This is a genomic window from Pseudomonas sp. GM48, assembly GCF_000282335.1.
Classification (GTDB): Bacteria; Pseudomonadota; Gammaproteobacteria; order Pseudomonadales; family Pseudomonadaceae; genus Aquipseudomonas.
Map to the genome: position 1 here is coordinate 1 of NZ_AKJM01000156.1, position 14,472 is coordinate 14,472.

General features: G+C 58.5%; 12 protein-coding genes and 2 pseudogenes. 6 read left to right on the forward strand and 8 right to left on the reverse strand.

What is annotated here, in order from left to right; translation table 11 throughout:
• Nucleotides 1–108: 108 nt before the first annotated feature.
• Nucleotides 109–1,464 carry an amidase gene (locus tag PMI28_RS02635; protein ID WP_007991937.1) on the forward strand — a complete coding sequence of 452 codons (1,356 nt, stop codon included), beginning with the start codon at nucleotides 109–111 and terminating at the stop codon, nucleotides 1,462–1,464.
• A 198-nt stretch (nucleotides 1,465–1,662) separates the two neighbouring features.
• Here PMI28_RS02635 and PMI28_RS02630 read toward each other — a convergent pair whose 3' ends face one another.
• Complete coding sequence (locus PMI28_RS02630; RefSeq protein WP_007991939.1) at nucleotides 1,663–2,439, reverse strand: hypothetical protein; 777 nt, start codon at nucleotides 2,437–2,439, stop codon at nucleotides 1,663–1,665.
• 29 nt (nucleotides 2,440–2,468) lie between these two features.
• Nucleotides 2,469–2,589, reverse strand: a pseudogene (locus PMI28_RS31300) (TetR/AcrR family transcriptional regulator); the annotation flags it as partial.
• Between PMI28_RS31300 and PMI28_RS30110 the strand changes: the two are divergent.
• Nucleotides 2,584–2,790 (forward strand): annotated as a pseudogene (locus PMI28_RS30110) (transposase); the annotation flags it as partial. The pseudogenes PMI28_RS31300 and PMI28_RS30110 overlap by 6 nt on opposite strands.
• A 113-nt stretch (nucleotides 2,791–2,903) precedes the next feature.
• Here PMI28_RS30110 and PMI28_RS02625 read toward each other — a convergent pair.
• Complete coding sequence (locus tag PMI28_RS02625) at nucleotides 2,904–4,004, reverse strand: polyamine ABC transporter substrate-binding protein (RefSeq protein WP_007991940.1); 1,101 nt, start codon at nucleotides 4,002–4,004, stop codon at nucleotides 2,904–2,906.
• A gap of 129 nt (nucleotides 4,005–4,133) precedes the next feature.
• Entirely contained in the window at nucleotides 4,134–4,949 is an 816-nt protein-coding gene (locus tag PMI28_RS02620; RefSeq protein WP_007991941.1) for a carbon-nitrogen hydrolase family protein, read from the reverse strand.
• 378 nt (nucleotides 4,950–5,327) lie between these two features.
• Between PMI28_RS02620 and PMI28_RS02615 the strand changes: the two genes are divergently transcribed.
• The gene (locus tag PMI28_RS02615; protein ID WP_007991942.1) at nucleotides 5,328–6,026 is read left to right on the forward strand and encodes an ion channel; all 699 of its coding nucleotides are present in this window, start codon (nucleotides 5,328–5,330) and stop codon (nucleotides 6,024–6,026) included.
• A gap of 248 nt (nucleotides 6,027–6,274) precedes the next feature.
• On the opposite strand, the gene PMI28_RS30635 is transcribed toward PMI28_RS02615, so the two are convergent.
• Together PMI28_RS30635 and katG are read right to left on the reverse strand one after the other, a co-directional pair.
• Nucleotides 6,275–6,820: a hypothetical protein gene (locus PMI28_RS30635; protein ID WP_007991943.1), complete on the reverse strand. Its 546-nt coding sequence runs from the start codon at nucleotides 6,818–6,820 to the stop codon at nucleotides 6,275–6,277.
• Nucleotides 6,821–6,944: 124 nt separating this feature from the next.
• Entirely contained in the window at nucleotides 6,945–9,149 is a 2,205-nt protein-coding gene (katG, locus tag PMI28_RS02605) for a catalase/peroxidase HPI (RefSeq protein WP_007991944.1), read from the reverse strand.
• 309 nt (nucleotides 9,150–9,458) lie between these two features.
• Here katG and PMI28_RS02600 point away from each other — a divergent pair, with 309 nt between their 5' ends.
• Nucleotides 9,459–9,665 (forward strand): hypothetical protein, encoded by a 207-nt coding sequence (locus tag PMI28_RS02600; protein WP_007991946.1) that lies wholly within the window; start codon nucleotides 9,459–9,461, stop codon nucleotides 9,663–9,665.
• Nucleotides 9,666–9,729: 64 nt separating this feature from the next.
• Here the strand turns inward: PMI28_RS02600 and PMI28_RS02595 are convergent, their stop codons facing one another.
• Nucleotides 9,730–9,927, reverse strand: coding sequence for a YbdD/YjiX family protein (locus PMI28_RS02595; RefSeq protein WP_007976534.1), 198 nt, complete (start codon nucleotides 9,925–9,927; stop codon nucleotides 9,730–9,732).
• Nucleotides 9,928–9,941: 14 nt separating this feature from the next.
• On the reverse strand, nucleotides 9,942–11,999 hold the full coding sequence (locus PMI28_RS02590) for a carbon starvation CstA family protein (RefSeq protein ID WP_007991949.1): 2,058 nt from the start codon (nucleotides 11,997–11,999) through the stop codon (nucleotides 9,942–9,944).
• Nucleotides 12,000–12,357: 358 nt separating this feature from the next.
• Between PMI28_RS02590 and PMI28_RS02585 the strand changes: the two genes are divergently transcribed.
• Both PMI28_RS02585 and PMI28_RS02580 read left to right on the forward strand, forming a co-directional pair.
• Complete coding sequence (locus tag PMI28_RS02585) at nucleotides 12,358–13,722, forward strand: cache domain-containing protein (RefSeq protein ID WP_007991950.1); 1,365 nt, start codon at nucleotides 12,358–12,360, stop codon at nucleotides 13,720–13,722.
• Between the two features lie 34 nt (nucleotides 13,723–13,756).
• Complete coding sequence (locus PMI28_RS02580; RefSeq protein ID WP_007991952.1) at nucleotides 13,757–14,389, forward strand: response regulator; 633 nt, start codon at nucleotides 13,757–13,759, stop codon at nucleotides 14,387–14,389.
• Nucleotides 14,390–14,472 lie beyond the last annotated feature (83 nt).

The following is a 14,472-nucleotide window of genomic DNA, read 5'->3' on the forward strand; positions in this document are numbered from 1 at the left end:
CGGCGTTAGCCACTGCACTGGGCATGAGCGCAATGCTGATGGTGCGTCCCGGCAGTCGGCAAACCAGCCCTTCCCCTTTATCCGCAACAGTTTGATGGAGTTGTTTGTATGAGCCTGGCGGAACCTACTCACGTTGGATCTTTTTTTGGTCAATCGGTCATCGCGCTGGCCGAGCGCCTGCGCGCGGGCAGCCTGACGAGCGTCGAGCTGACCCAAGCAGCCCTGGACAGCATCGAGCGCCTGAATCCGACCTTGAACGCCTTCGTTCATGTCGATGCACCCGTGGCGCTGGCCCAGGCGCGCAAGGCCGACGAGCTGTTCGCCCAAGGCCTGGACCTGGGCCCGCTGCACGGCATACCGGTGGCGGTCAAAGACAACATCGACACGTTCGACCACGTCACCACCTACGGCTCTGCTCATTTCGCAGGCTTCAAGCCGAGCCGCGATGCGCTGTGCGTGCAACGTTTACGCGAGGCCGGTGCGGTGATTGTCGGCAAGACCTTGACCCACGAATTCGCCTACGGCCCGACCGGCGACCGCTCGCTGCAGGGCGCGGCACGTAACCCCTGGGATGCCCGTTGCATCACTGGCGGCTCCAGCGCCGGCAGCGCCGCTGCGGTGGCCAGCGGCATGGTGCCGCTGGCGCTGGGCACCGACACCGGCGGATCGATCCGTATTCCGGCGGCGTTGTGCGCAGTGGTCGGCTTCAAGCCATCGTTTGCCAGTGTGCCGCTGGAGGGGGTGTTCCCGCTGGCGTCGAGCCTCGACCACGTGGGCCCGATCGCCAACCACGTCGAGGATGCACGACTACTGTTTGAAGTAGTGGCTGGGCGAGTTTGTGCGCCGGAGGCCAACCCTCGACCGTTGCGGGTTGGCTGGATCACCACCGGCAGCTTCGGCCCGGTCGACGCCGAGCTGAATCGGCAGGCATACCAGGCGGCGCAGCAGCTGTTTGGCGAGGCGCTGCAGGATACTGCTGAACTGGAACCGCTGGCGGCCGGAATGAAAGACACCTTGCTGGTGCTGCAACGCGCCGAGGCCTTCGATTTGCATGCCGAGCGCATGCAGGATGCACCGCACAAATTCGAGCAGGAGGTGCGCGAGCGCCTCGAGTTGTCGGGTGAAGTCAGGGGCTGGCAATACATCCGCGCACAAGCCAGCCAAGCACGGTTCAAGGTGGCGATGGCGCGCTTGTTCGAGAGCTATGACTTTCTTGTCTCGCCCAGCGTGCCGATTACCGCGCCAGCGGTCGATGCGCGCGAAGTCCGGATTGGTGACCAGGACATCGATGTGCGCGCCGCGTTGCTCAGCCATACCAGTGCCTGGAACCTCACCGGGTTGCCTGCGATCAGCCTGCCGGTGGGGCTGGTAAGGGGGATGCCGGTGGGGCTGCAGGTGATTGGCGCCGCGGGAGAGGATGATCGTTTGTTGCGGGTTATGGCGCAGCGATTCGTACGGGACTAGTGGACCGGCAGCGAAACATACCCTGTAGCAGCTGGCGCAGCCTGCGTTCGGCTGCGCAGCAGTCGTAAACCCTGAGTGCGCGGTGGGTCTGACGCACCGCATAGGCTGACTTTACGACTGCTTCGCAGCCGAACGCAGGCTTCGCCAGCTGCTACACGGATCGCGTTTTGGCTTAACTGATCGGCGGCCCGCTGTATGTCACGGATCAGGCGCACAGCGCCAACCACCAGCTGGAATGAATGTGCCGAGTGAAGACATGACGGCTTCATTGGCGAAAATATCCGGGGCAAACGGGTCCACCGATGATGGCAGCAGGCATTGACCGGTTTTGGCGGGGAGCGTTGAGCACTCGATTTTCCATGGAGTTTCTCCGGCGTGATGCCGGCCAAAAGACAGTTCGCAGGCAAACAGGGAAGCAGGGTTTATTGAGCTTTCGGGTTGGCTGAAATTTTCGCGTAAATGAGTGCCCGGTATCAGCGGTACAGGACGGCTGGCGGCGAACAGAAAATAGTCCCCGGCCAATAGCAGACAGCCCTGACGCGACGGATCATCCATCGCTTGCAACCATTGGCCATGACAAGCGCCGAGGGAGTCGGGCAAGCGTTCCCATATTTCGTAGTAGCTTTCGTCCAGAGCGGTTTCGATCAGGCACTCACTGGTTTCAAAGTGCATGCGACCAATGTCTTCAGCGCCACTGACCGGCTGATAGTCCATTTTGCGATGCCATTGGCAAATGTCGGCGTCGATCTGGGTCACCCCGGCGAAACCTTTCTGTTCACACAACGCCAGATGTTGAGAGTGGCTGAGTTCTTCAAGCGCCAGACCAGGGAGCGGACTGGAGGGGATTCGCAGGTCGGCAAACAGTCGTGGTGTCTGTAGCCAATACACGGCCGTTTCGCTGTCCGAACGCCCTGAACGGTGCTGGATCAAACGCCGCTTCCATACGCCAAGATAACATTGCGCAACTTGATGCATTGATATCCCCTTTGTTATGCGTTGCGTTTGGGCAGTACCGGCAGTCCGAAATGGCGATCGTACAGTTTGTGCCTCAGGTCTCCAAGCTCGATGTCGTCTTGACGGTTAGCCTGGGGAGACTTCAGTCAGGCCGTGTCGGGCGAGGATCATCGACGTTCTTGGCAACGGGGATCGAATGAGAACACCAGCGAGTTGTTAAGGCAGTACTTCCCGAAAGGGACTGACCTTGCGGATCACTCGCAAGCCACGCTCAATGAAGTGGCAAGGCAGCTAAATAGCCGCCCTCGGAAAATACGAAACTACGAAACGCCCACTGAACGATTTAGCCAATCTGTTGGGTCGACCGGTTGAATACACGGTCGATTGCTACCCTGGATGACAGGCAGAAACCGGCCAAAAGCAGTCACGATGGATCTCCAGGGCTGTGCGAACAATGGCCCCTAATCGTCCTTGCGCAGAAACGTTCAACTGCCGGTCCTGATCTTGCTCCAGAGACGGGTACGTACGCGTTCCATTTTCAGCGATATCGGCTCCAGCGGAAACAGAGTATCCAAAACCTGCTTCGACGGATAAACGTCAGGATTATTGCGAATATTCTCCTCGACCAGCGCGGTGGCGTCCTTGTTGGCGTTCGGATATGCCAAGTAGTTGGAGGACTTAGCGATGACCTCAGGGCGTAGCATGTAATTGATGAAGGCCATTCCTTCCGCTGGATTCGGGGAATCGTTAAGCAGCACAAGGTTTTCCACCCAAACCGGAGCACCTTCGCGAGGAATGCTATAGATGATCTTGCGGCCGTTACCAGCAAGTCTGGAACTCTCTTGTGCCCCGAAAACTCCGCCAGCCCAGCCGAGCACAACACAGACGTCGCCATTGGCCAGGTCAGCGCTGAATTTGGATGAGTCGAAGTAACGGATGTACGGGCGCAGCTTCAGCAACAGCGCCTCAGCTTTGCGGAAGTCCTCAGGATTCTGACTGTTATAGGGCAGCCCAAGATAATGCAGCACTATCGGAAAGATCTCGCCCGGTGCGTCCAGCATGGCGACGCCGCATTGGCTTAACTTTGAGAGATTCTCCTCCTTTAAAATCAGGTCCCATGAGTTGACCGGAGCATCCGGACCAAGGATTGACTTGACCTTGTCCGCATCATAACCAATCCCGGTGGTAGCCCACATATACGGAACGGCGTATCGATTACCTGGATCGTTAGCTTGTAACTTGGCAAGGATATCCGGGTTGAGATGGTGATAATTGGACAATTGCGCGCGGTCTATTTCCTTGAGGACACCGGCCTTTATCAGGTTTGGTAACAACCCATCGGTAGCAATCACCACGTCATAGCCGCTACGACCGGCCATGACTTTACTTTGCATGACATCGGCGTTATCGAACGAGTCATACGTCGCTTTGATGCCGGTGTCTTTGTGAAAGTTTTTCGTCGCATCCGGTGCGATAAAGTCGTACCAGCTGTAGATATTCATCTGGGGCTCGGCAGCCTCAGTGCAGAGGATGCTTGTACTCAACAGTGAGGCAAGGACTAGCTGTAAACAGACTTTCGGGTTCATCTGGAGACTCCGGAGCGGTAGCGCTGTTTAAAAAAACCAGCGCTGCGCCTGCTGATTGTTAGATTTATATGGCAGGGCCGACATCGGCAAGATCAACAACGTATTACTGGAGAAAAGATTTCGAGTGACTCAAGGAATCAGCAGCTCGCGACGACCGTCCGTATGCTCAAGTTGTACACCTGTCAGATGCAGGCGACGGTCGTTGAGATAATCGTAATCCCGACGGGACTCCTTGAGCTGGTCAAGGTCAAGTGTGACCACCTGCTGACACTCCTCGCGGCCGGCCTCAAACATTATTTGTCCGAACGGATTGACCACTGCGCTGGCCCCCGCGAACACCAGGCCGTCATCCCCTTCTCCCACCCGATTCACCATGACAGCAAACGCCTGGTTTTCCTGGGCGCGAGCCATGATTGCCGTGCGATGGACCGGGCCGTAGGGATCCATGTTGCCGTTAGTGACCAGTATCAGCTCGGCACCGAGCTGCCCGAGGGCACGGGCGCTTTCCGGGAGTTCGATGTCGTAGCAAATCAGGATGCCTACCCGCACACCCTTCCACAGTGCCGTGACATAGCGGTCACCCGGCTGGAAAAGACCACGCTCCGATGGCCACAAGTGGGTTTTGCGGTAGCGCAAGGCGATACCTTCTGGCGTCACCAGTACCGAGGTGTTGTAAAAGATGCCGCCATCATTCTCCGCAATGCCGACGACGACTGAGACATTACGCTTGCGCACCAGCTGCTCGACGGCCTGCAAGGTGGGGCCATCCAAGGGTTCGGCCACACTCGCCAATTGCTCGGCATCGACAAATCCCGTCAAGTGGGTTTCCGGGAAGATCAACAAATCCGTGTCAGCCGCGCAGGTAGCGATGGCCTCCAAGGTACGCCCGAGGTTGTGAACGACATCGCCGTCACGGCCAGCCAGTTGCACCAATTCAATCTTCATCTCTGTTCCTTGCACAGTTAAGTAAGGGCCCAACCCGTCAGGGTTGGCCAGAGTGTGCAGCGCGGTACCGCGACATGTAATTACCCCCCTGGGGTAACCACAAATGAGTAGTGACGTGAAAGCGTGGGTGACCGCCATTGGCCTTGACCCGACCATGTGCGGTACTCACACGCTACGGAGAGCCAAAGCATCGCTGATCCATCGCAGGACGGTTGACTCCAGACCGTCGCTATCCGCCCCATATAGCTGCCTGTCAGGTTGAATCCTCTTACAGGTATTCGCGACTAGAGTTTCACTGCCAACTATTCTGAAGCAAGATCAGAATTCACCCGTGCAACGTCAGGTATCGAGTGTTACTTCGGCCTCAGGGAAACCGGTATGACAAATCCGCAAGATAAAGCCGAGTCCGACGCGGATTTAGCTCAGATGGTTATAGGGCTAGGGCCCTGCACTTTTCTGTTGCTGCTCTTACTTGGATTGATCCTCCTGTTTCCCTTCCTTGAGGAGGGTTTAATGGCTCGCATGTCGCTCGGCATTCTGTTTTCAACGGTGCTGCTTGTGGGCGCTTTCGCCACCAGGCAGACACGGCGGGGGTTCATCCTCAAACTGTGCCTGGCGCTGCTTGGGATTGGCCTTCAATGGGCGGCCTTGTGGGCTGGGAGTATCACGATTCTTGAGCTTGCCGGGATTTCCTATGTAACGTCTCTTGCAGTTTCGTTTAGCGGAGTGCTTCGCTATATCCTCAAACGCGGGCCAATTACAGCCGACAAGCTGCATGGCGCGCTTGCGGGTTACATCATGCTGGCCTTCGTTTGGTCCTTCATCTATGCCCTGGTCGAGATATCCGCCGCTGGCTCATTCGGCCCTGGCCAACTCGATTTCAAACAGCCCGGCACTTTCTTCAAACTGATCTATTTCAGCCTCACGACGCTCACAACCACCGGCTACGGTGATGTTATCCCGTTGACCAACCACGCCCGCTCGCTTGTGATGGTCGAAGAGTTTTCAGGCGTCTTTTACGTTGGTGTTGTGATCGCGCGGCTTGCGGGTCTTTATCCGTCGAATCAGGCCAGGTGACCCTCGATTTGCATGAGCCGCGTAAACCCTGTGTTTCAAAGCCCTGCGCCGAAGCGATACTGCCAGACCATGCCAATGGCATCGTATTCGCTGCCTGTGCGGGTATGGCCACCCTTACTCGCATTCAGCTTCAGCGAATGGCTCCGGTTCAACGGCAGCGTGAGGGTGCATCCGTAACGTGTGTTCTCCTGAAAGGTTTGGCTAGATGTCTACTTCAGCGCCAAGGCCAGGCCGGGGTCGATGGCCTACTATAATTTAGTGTGGGGGGGACCGTCGGAGGTGGCGCTATGCGTATCTTCAAGCAACTCCTGCTCTTGGTCGCGGGGCTTCTGGCAAGCAGCCTCTCCCTGGAGGCAATCAGCGGTGGCGGCCTCGATCAAAATCCTCACCCGGCCGTTCTGGTCAGTGGGCAGCCACAGCAATGCGGGCAATTCCAACATTTCAACAGGGGCCCGTTTCATATGCAAAACCGGCATTTCGTGCCAATGCACAACCGGAATTTCGTACCAATGGATAACCGGCACTTCGTACCAATGCACAACCGCCTTTTCGTACCAACGCACAACCGGCATTTCATACCAATGGATAACCGGCATTTCGTACCAATGGATAACCGGCACTTCATACCGATCCACCGGATGAACAACTTCGAGGTGATCAGAGGGCCCGGGTTCAGCAATCAGCCCTTCGGTTCCAGACACGTTCACTTTGTGCGTCAGTTCGATCCACGGACGGGGCAGTTTCTGATTCGGGAAATTGTCTGGTGAAGCATGCCGCTCCAGAAAACCGAGCAACCCCTTAACTCTTGTGCAAGCAAAGTAAATCCAGGGTCATTTGCAGTAAAAGTATTTACCATGGCTGGGGCCGGCAGTCGTGCCGAGGCACTTTTTGCCGGCTCCAGCGTTATGACAACATCTCCTAGTTCAGGTCGAAACGATCCAGGTTCATCACTTTGGTCCAGGCTGCGACGAAGTCGTTGACGAACTTCTGCTGCGCATCGGCGCAGGCATAGAATTCGGCCAGGGCACGCAACTGCGCATTGGAACCAAAGGCCAGGTCAACCCGCGTCCCCGTCCACTTCACTGCACCGGTTTTGCGATCGCGACCTTCATACTCTTGCTGGGCATCCGATACCGGCTTCCACTCCACGCCCATATCCAGCAGGTTGGTGAAGAAGTCGTTGGTCAAGGCTTCCGGACGCGTGGTGAACACGCCGTGTTTGCTCTGGCCGACGTTGGTGTTCAACACGCGCAAGCCACCCAGCAACACCGTCATTTCCGGCGCGCTGAGCGTCAGCAGTTGCGCCTTGTCGATCAGCAATTTTTCGGCCGGCACACGGTACTGTTGCTTCAGGTAATTACGGAAACCATCGGCAATCGGTTCAAGGTAACCGAAGGAATCGACATCGGTCTGTTCCTGGCTGGCGTCCATGCGTCCCGGGCTGAATGGCACCGTCACACTGTGGCCGGCATTTTTCGCAGCCTGTTCGACACCCGCACCACCGGCGAGCACGATCAGGTCGGCCAGGGAGATTTTCTTGCCGCCGGTTTGCGCACTATTGAACGCCTTCTGGATGCCTTCGAGTTTGGCCAGCACATTGGCCAGTTGCTCCGGCTGATTGGCCTGCCAGGACTTCTGCGGCTCCAGGCGCAGACGCCCACCGTTGGCGCCGCCACGTTTGTCGGAGCCACGGAAGGAGGAAGCCGCCGCCCACGCCGTCGATACCAGTTGCGAAACCGACAGGCCGGAAGCCAGCACCTTGCTTTTCAGGTCCGCCACATCGCTGTCGCTGACCAGCGGATGATCGACGGCAGGGATCGGGTCTTGCCACAGCAGCTCTTCGTTGGGCATTTCCGGGCCGAGGTAGCGTGAGAGTGGCCCCATGTCACGGTGAATCAGCTTGTACCAGGCACGGGCAAAGGCGTCGGCCAACTGGTCTGGATTGGCCAGGAAGCGCCGCGAAATCGGCTCATAGATCGGGTCGAAGCGTAGCGACAGGTCCGTGGTCAGCATGGTCGGATCACGCCGTCTGGACGGATCAAAGGCATCCGGAATGGTGCCGGCACCAGCGCCGCTTTTCGGCTTCCACTGGTTTGCCCCCGCCGGGCTCTTGGTCAGTTCCCATTCATAACCGAACAGGTTCTCCAGATAGTTGTTGCTCCACTGCGTTGGCGTGGTTGTCCAGGTCACTTCCAGGCCGCTGGAGATGGCGTCGGCACCTTTACCGGTACCGAACGTGCTCTTCCAGCCCAGGCCCTGCAGTTCGAGGCCGGCGGCTTCGGGCTCAGGTCCGACATGCTCGACAGGACCGGCACCGTGGGTTTTGCCGAAGGCGTGACCGCCCGCGATCAGCGCGACGGTTTCCTCGTCGTTCATTGCCATACGCGCAAAGGTTTCACGGATGTCTATCCCGGCGGCGACCGGATCAGAGTTGCCTTCAGGGCCTTCGGGGTTTACGTAAATCAGGCCCATCTGCACTGCTGCGAGTGGGGTTTCCAGATTACGCTCGGCGGGATTTTGCCCGGCATCTTTGCCATAACGCACGTCGCCACCCAGCCACTTGCTTTCCGAGCCCCAATAGACGTCTTCGTCCGGCTCCCAGACATCCGGGCGGCCACCGGAAAAACCAAAGGTCTTGAAGCCCATGGACTCCAGTGCAACGTTGCCGGCGAGGACGATCAGGTCGGCCCAGGAGATTTTGTTGCCGTACTTTTGCTTGATCGGCCAGAGCAGCCGACGGGCCTTGTCGAGGCTGACGTTGTCCGGCCAGCTATTGAGCGGTGCAAAGCGTTGCTGGCCGGAGCCGGCGCCGCCCCGACCGTCACCGGTGCGATAGGTGCCTGCGGCGTGCCAGGACATGCGGATAAAAAAAGGCCCATAATGACCGAAGTCCGCCGGCCACCAATCCTGGGAATCGGTCATCAGCGCAGTCAGATCTTTTTTCAGCGCCTGGAAGTCCAGACTCTTGAAGGCTTCGGCATAATTGAAGTCGCCCCCCAACGGGTCAGATTTGGGCGAGTGTTGACTCAAGATCTTCAGGTTCAGTTGGTTCGGCCACCAGTCGCGGTTCGTCGTGCCACCGCCAGCGGCGTGATTGAACGGGCATTTCGATTCAGTTGACATGGCATCTCCTCTTGATTTTGTTTTCAGCTAACCATCCTTGAGCGTGGATCCGGATCACCGATTGATGAAATAGCTTTTCGGTATGGGATCAATAGCATTAAGGCTATGACAGCCCCGTGATCAGTCGCTCCAGAACATCCATTAAAGTACCGGTCCGGGAAACTGTCGCTTCATCTGGGGAGATAGCTGATAAACAGCTCAAATCAGCAAGGAAATGCAAGATCATGAACACATGCCACAATGGATAATTAGCATTTGCTGCAAGGATGCTGGCGATCGTAAGAATTGTTTGCCGCAAGAGGTTTCGCCATGTTCTTCAAAGCCATTGTCATCTGGTCATTGCTGTCGATCATCGTCGCCGCCGTGTTCTGTCGCCTGATGCATAACGCTAAGGTCGCCGACCGGGCGCTCAAGATCGCCAAGCCGGATCATCAGCCTCAGGGACAAAAGCCTGACAAGGCTTCCATGACCCGGGACCAAGATGGCAGCGACGATTCGGATTACCACGCGGCCTGAGCCATTCAGGGCGTTCCTGCACTCAATAAAAAACCGGCCATTCCAGCCGGTTTTTTTATTTTACTCAACAGCACTTCGGTCCGGCTTTACTGCCGTAACGGGCCTCCTGGCGTTCGCGGAAGAACGCCTCGTAGTCCATCACCGGTTTGTCCGGGTGTTTGGTCTGCATATGCTCGACGTAGTTGTCGTAGTCGGGCATGCCGACCATCAGGCGCGCAGCCTGACCGAGGTATTTACCGAGGCGACTCAAGTCATTGAACATGCTGCCCTCCTCGACTACGCGTTTGGCACGGCCTGGTATGGCGCTTCTTTATCCGTACGCTCTTTGCTGCCCCAGGCGGAGATACCAACCTTGAGCGCGAAAAACAGGATGCTGAACACCACGAACAGGAACAGCGCAGTCAGCGTTGCGTTGGTGTAGGCGTTGAAGATCACGTGCTGCATCTGGTCGATGCTCTTGGCCGGGGCCAACACCTGACCGTTGGCCAGGGCGTCGCTGTATTTCCTGGCCAACGCCAGGAAGCCAATCGCCGGGTTGGCATCGAACAGCTTGATGAAACCGGCGGTGGTGGTGCAGATCAGCAGCCACACGGCTGGCAGCAAGGTGACCCAGACATAGCGTTGGCGCTTCATCTTGATCAGCACCACGGTGCCGAGCATCAGCGCGATACCGGCCAGCATCTGGTTGGAGATACCGAACAGCGGCCACAAGGTGTTGATGCCACCCAACGGGTCAATCACCCCTTGGTACAGCAGATACCCCCACATGGCCACGCAACCGGCGGTGGCGATCAGGTTGGCGGTCCAGGATTCGGTACGGCGCAAGGCCGGCACGAACGAACCGAGCAAATCCTGAAGCATGAAACGCCCGGCACGGGTACCGGCGTCGACCGCGGTCAGGATGAACAGCGCTTCGAACAGGATCGCGAAGTGGTACCAGAACGCCATGGTGTTCTCGCCCGGCAATACGTGGTGCAGGATCTGCGCAATCCCGACCGCCAGGGTCGGCGCACCGCCGGCACGGGCCAGGATGGTGGTTTCACCGATGTCATGGGCCACTGCTTGCAGAGCGTCCGGGGTAATGGCAAAGCCCCAACTGCTGACGGTTTGCGCGACGGCAACTGCATCGGCGCCAACCACAGCGGCCGGGCTGTTCATGGCGAAATACACGCCCGGATCGATCACCGAGGCGGCGACCATCGCCATGATCGCCACGAACGATTCCATCAGCATGCCGCCGTAACCGATGTAGCGGGCATGCCCTTCACTGGCGAGCAACTTCGGCGTGGTGCCGGAAGCAATCAGCGCGTGGAAACCGGAGACCGCGCCGCAGGCAATGGTGATGAACAGGAACGGGAACAGCCCGCCCTTCCATACTGGGCCGGTACCATCGATGAACTGGGTCAGCGCCGGCATTTTCAGCTCGGGCATGGTCACCAGGATGCCGATGGCCAAAGCCACGATGGTGCCGATTTTCAGGAAGGTGGAGAGGTAGTCACGCGGCGCCAGGATCAGCCACACCGGCAACACGGCGGCAACGAAACCGTAGCCGATCAGCATCCAGGTGATCTGGATACCGGTAAAGGTAAAGGCCTTGGCCCACACCGGATCCGCGGCAATCTGCCCGCCGAGCCAGATCGAACCGAGCAGCAACAGCACGCCAATCACCGAGATTTCACCGATGCGGCCCGGGCGGATGTAGCGCATGTAGATGCCCATGAACATCGCGATCGGAATGGTCGCCATCACAGTGAAAATGCCCCATGGGCTTTCGGCCAGGGCTTTCACCACGATCAGCGCCAGCACCGCGAGGATGATGATCATGATCAGGAAGCAGCCGAACAGCGCGATGGTGCCGGGAATGCGGCCCATTTCCTCGCGGACCATGTCGCCCAGGGAACGGCCGTTGCGGCGGGTGGACATGAACAGGACCATGAAGTCCTGAACGGCACCGGCCAGCACTACGCCGGCGATCAGCCACAGCGTGCCGGGCAGGTAGCCCATCTGCGCCGCGAGCACCGGGCCGACCAGCGGCCCTGCACCGGCAATAGCCGCGAAGTGGTGCCCGAACAGCACGTGTTTGTTGGTCGGCACGTAGTCCAGACCATCGTTATTGAGCACAGCCGGAGTGGCCCGATTGGGGTCGAGCTGCATCACTTTGTTGGCGATGAACAGGCTGTAATAGCGGTAGGCAACGAGGTAGATAGCGATTGCTGCGACGACGATCCACAGGGCGTTGATCGCTTCACCGCGGCGCAGGGCCACGACACTCAGCGCAATCGCTCCCAGGACAGCCACGGCAAACCAGGCGAGGTGTTTAGCCAGACGGGGCATAGTGTGTCTCCTGCCGACAGCCAGAGACTGCGGCGGTAATTTTTATAATTGTGTCCGCGGTGCGGAGCTGGCCCAATATCTGCGCATGGCGTCCACAAATAAATCCGCGTTACTACGTACGTGGCATCTACGTAGTTCTACGTAGACACCACCGATCTCCCTGTGGGAGCGGGCTTGCTCGCGAAGGCGGTGGATCAGTCAATATTGATGTCAACTGACCCACCGCTTTCGCGAGCAAGCCCGCTCCCACACTGGTTTTGCATTTCATCCCGGCCACCGGTCATTCCGTCCAGCAACGCTACTGGCCGAACGCCTCTTTGGCATATGATCCCGAGCCTTCGTGCGGGCAGGAGTCAACATGCAGCTCAAACACAAAATCGTCGCCCTCGGAATTCTGCCGCTGGTGCTGGCCATTGCCGTCATCTGCGCGCTGGTGATTTCCCTCAACCGCCAACTGGGCGATCAGCAGGCGCAACTGATCGAAGACAGCATTCTGGCGAGCAAACGCGCCGAACTGAAAAACTACGTGGAAATGGCGCAGAGCCTGATCGCGCCGCTGTACGACGACGGCCATGGCGACGCCCGTGCCCAGCAGCAAGTGCTGGAAGAACTGCGCAAGCTCAGCTTCGGCATCAACGGCTATTTCTTCGTCTACGACCGCGAAGGCCGCAGCCTGATGCACGCGCGCCAGTCAGAGCTGGTGGGCAAGTACCTGTGGGACATGAAAGATCCCCACGGCCTGCCGGTGATTCAGGCGCTGCTGCAAAGTGCGCAATCCGGCGAAGGCTTTCAACGCTATGCCTGGAACAAACCCTCCTCCGGTCAGGTGACCGACAAGCTCGCCTACGTGGTGATGCTCGATCGCTGGGGCTGGATGCTCGGCACCGGCATCTACCTCGAAGACGTCGAACGCGCCACCCAGCAGGCTCGTGCAGAAGTGGCCCAGGGCATCCGCAAGACCATGATGGCCATCGCCGTGGTCGCCCTCGTCGCGGTGCTGTTCGTGTTCGCCACCGGCATGACCCTCAATGTCAGCGAGCATCGCCTGGCAGACAAAAAACTGCAGCGCCTGACCCAGCGCATCGTCAGCCTGCAGGAGGAAGAACGATCACGGGTGTCCCGCGAGTTGCACGACGGCATCAGCCAGGTGTTGGTCTCGATCAAGTTTCAGTTCGAACTGGCCAGCCATCTGCTGGAACGCGGACAAGCCCACGAAAAGGGTTTGAACACGTTAAAGGACGCCACCGAACGTCTGGGCGATGCCATCGGTGAGGTCCGCAGTCTCTCCCACGACCTGCGCTCATCCTTGCTCGACACCCTCGGCCTGCCGGCGGCTATCGGCCAATTGGCCGCGGAGTTCGAGCAGCGTAGCGGGCTGACCGTGACCTATGACGAAAATGAATTCGATTGCCAACTGGTCGATGGTGCCGCTGTCTCGTTGTTCCGCATCGTCCAGGAAGGCCTGACCAATATCGAACGCCACGCCCAGGCAAAAAACGTATCCATCACCCTGCGCGGCTGCGACGAATCCGTACGGTTGACCGTGGTCGATGACGGCATCGGTTTCAACGTCGCCCAGGTCGAACGTCGTCAGGCCGGCATTGGCTTGCGTAACATCCGCGAACGCGTCGAACATTTTGGCGGGCGCTTCGATTTGATCTCGATGCCGGGCAGAAGTGAGCTGGACGTACTGCTGCCAATGAAACCTGACGCAAAACGCTGAGCCGGCCCAAAAATTACAAGAGTGAATACCTGCGATGAACCTGCCCTCCCCGATCCGCGTCGCCCTGGTCGACGATCACTCCCTGGTGCGCGACGGCATCAAGGCGCTGCTGGCCGTGATGTCGCCCCTGGAAATGGTCGGCGAAGCGGAAAACGGCGCCGAGGCCATCGAGATGGTCGGCCGCTGCCAACCGGACCTGCTGCTGGTCGACATCAGCCTGCCGGACATGAACGGCCTGGAACTGACCCGCGTGCTGCGTAGCCAGTACCCATCACTCAAGGTGCTGGTGCTGAGCATGTACGACAATTACGAGTACGTGAGTGAATCGGTGCGCTCCGGCGCCAGTGGCTACGTGCTGAAGAACGCCCCGTCACGGGAAATCATCGCGGCCATCGAAGCCATCAGCAGCGGCGGAACTTTCTACAGCGCCGAAATCGCCCAACGGCTGATCGCTGACAAGAACTCCGACAACGAGCTGACGCCGCGGGAAAGCCAGGTGTTGTCGAAGATGGCGCAAGGGCTGAACAACAAGGAAATGGCCCGGGAACTGGATATCAGCGTGCGCACGGTGGAGACACACCGCTTGAGCATTCGGCGCAAGCTCAACATCGACAAGCCGGCGGCGCTGGTCAAATACGCTATCGATCATGGACTCATTTCCCGCTAACGCCTCGAACCTTGTGGGAGCGGGCTTGCTCGCGAAGAGGCCGGCACATTCAGCATTGATGGCGACTGACACACCGCCTTCGC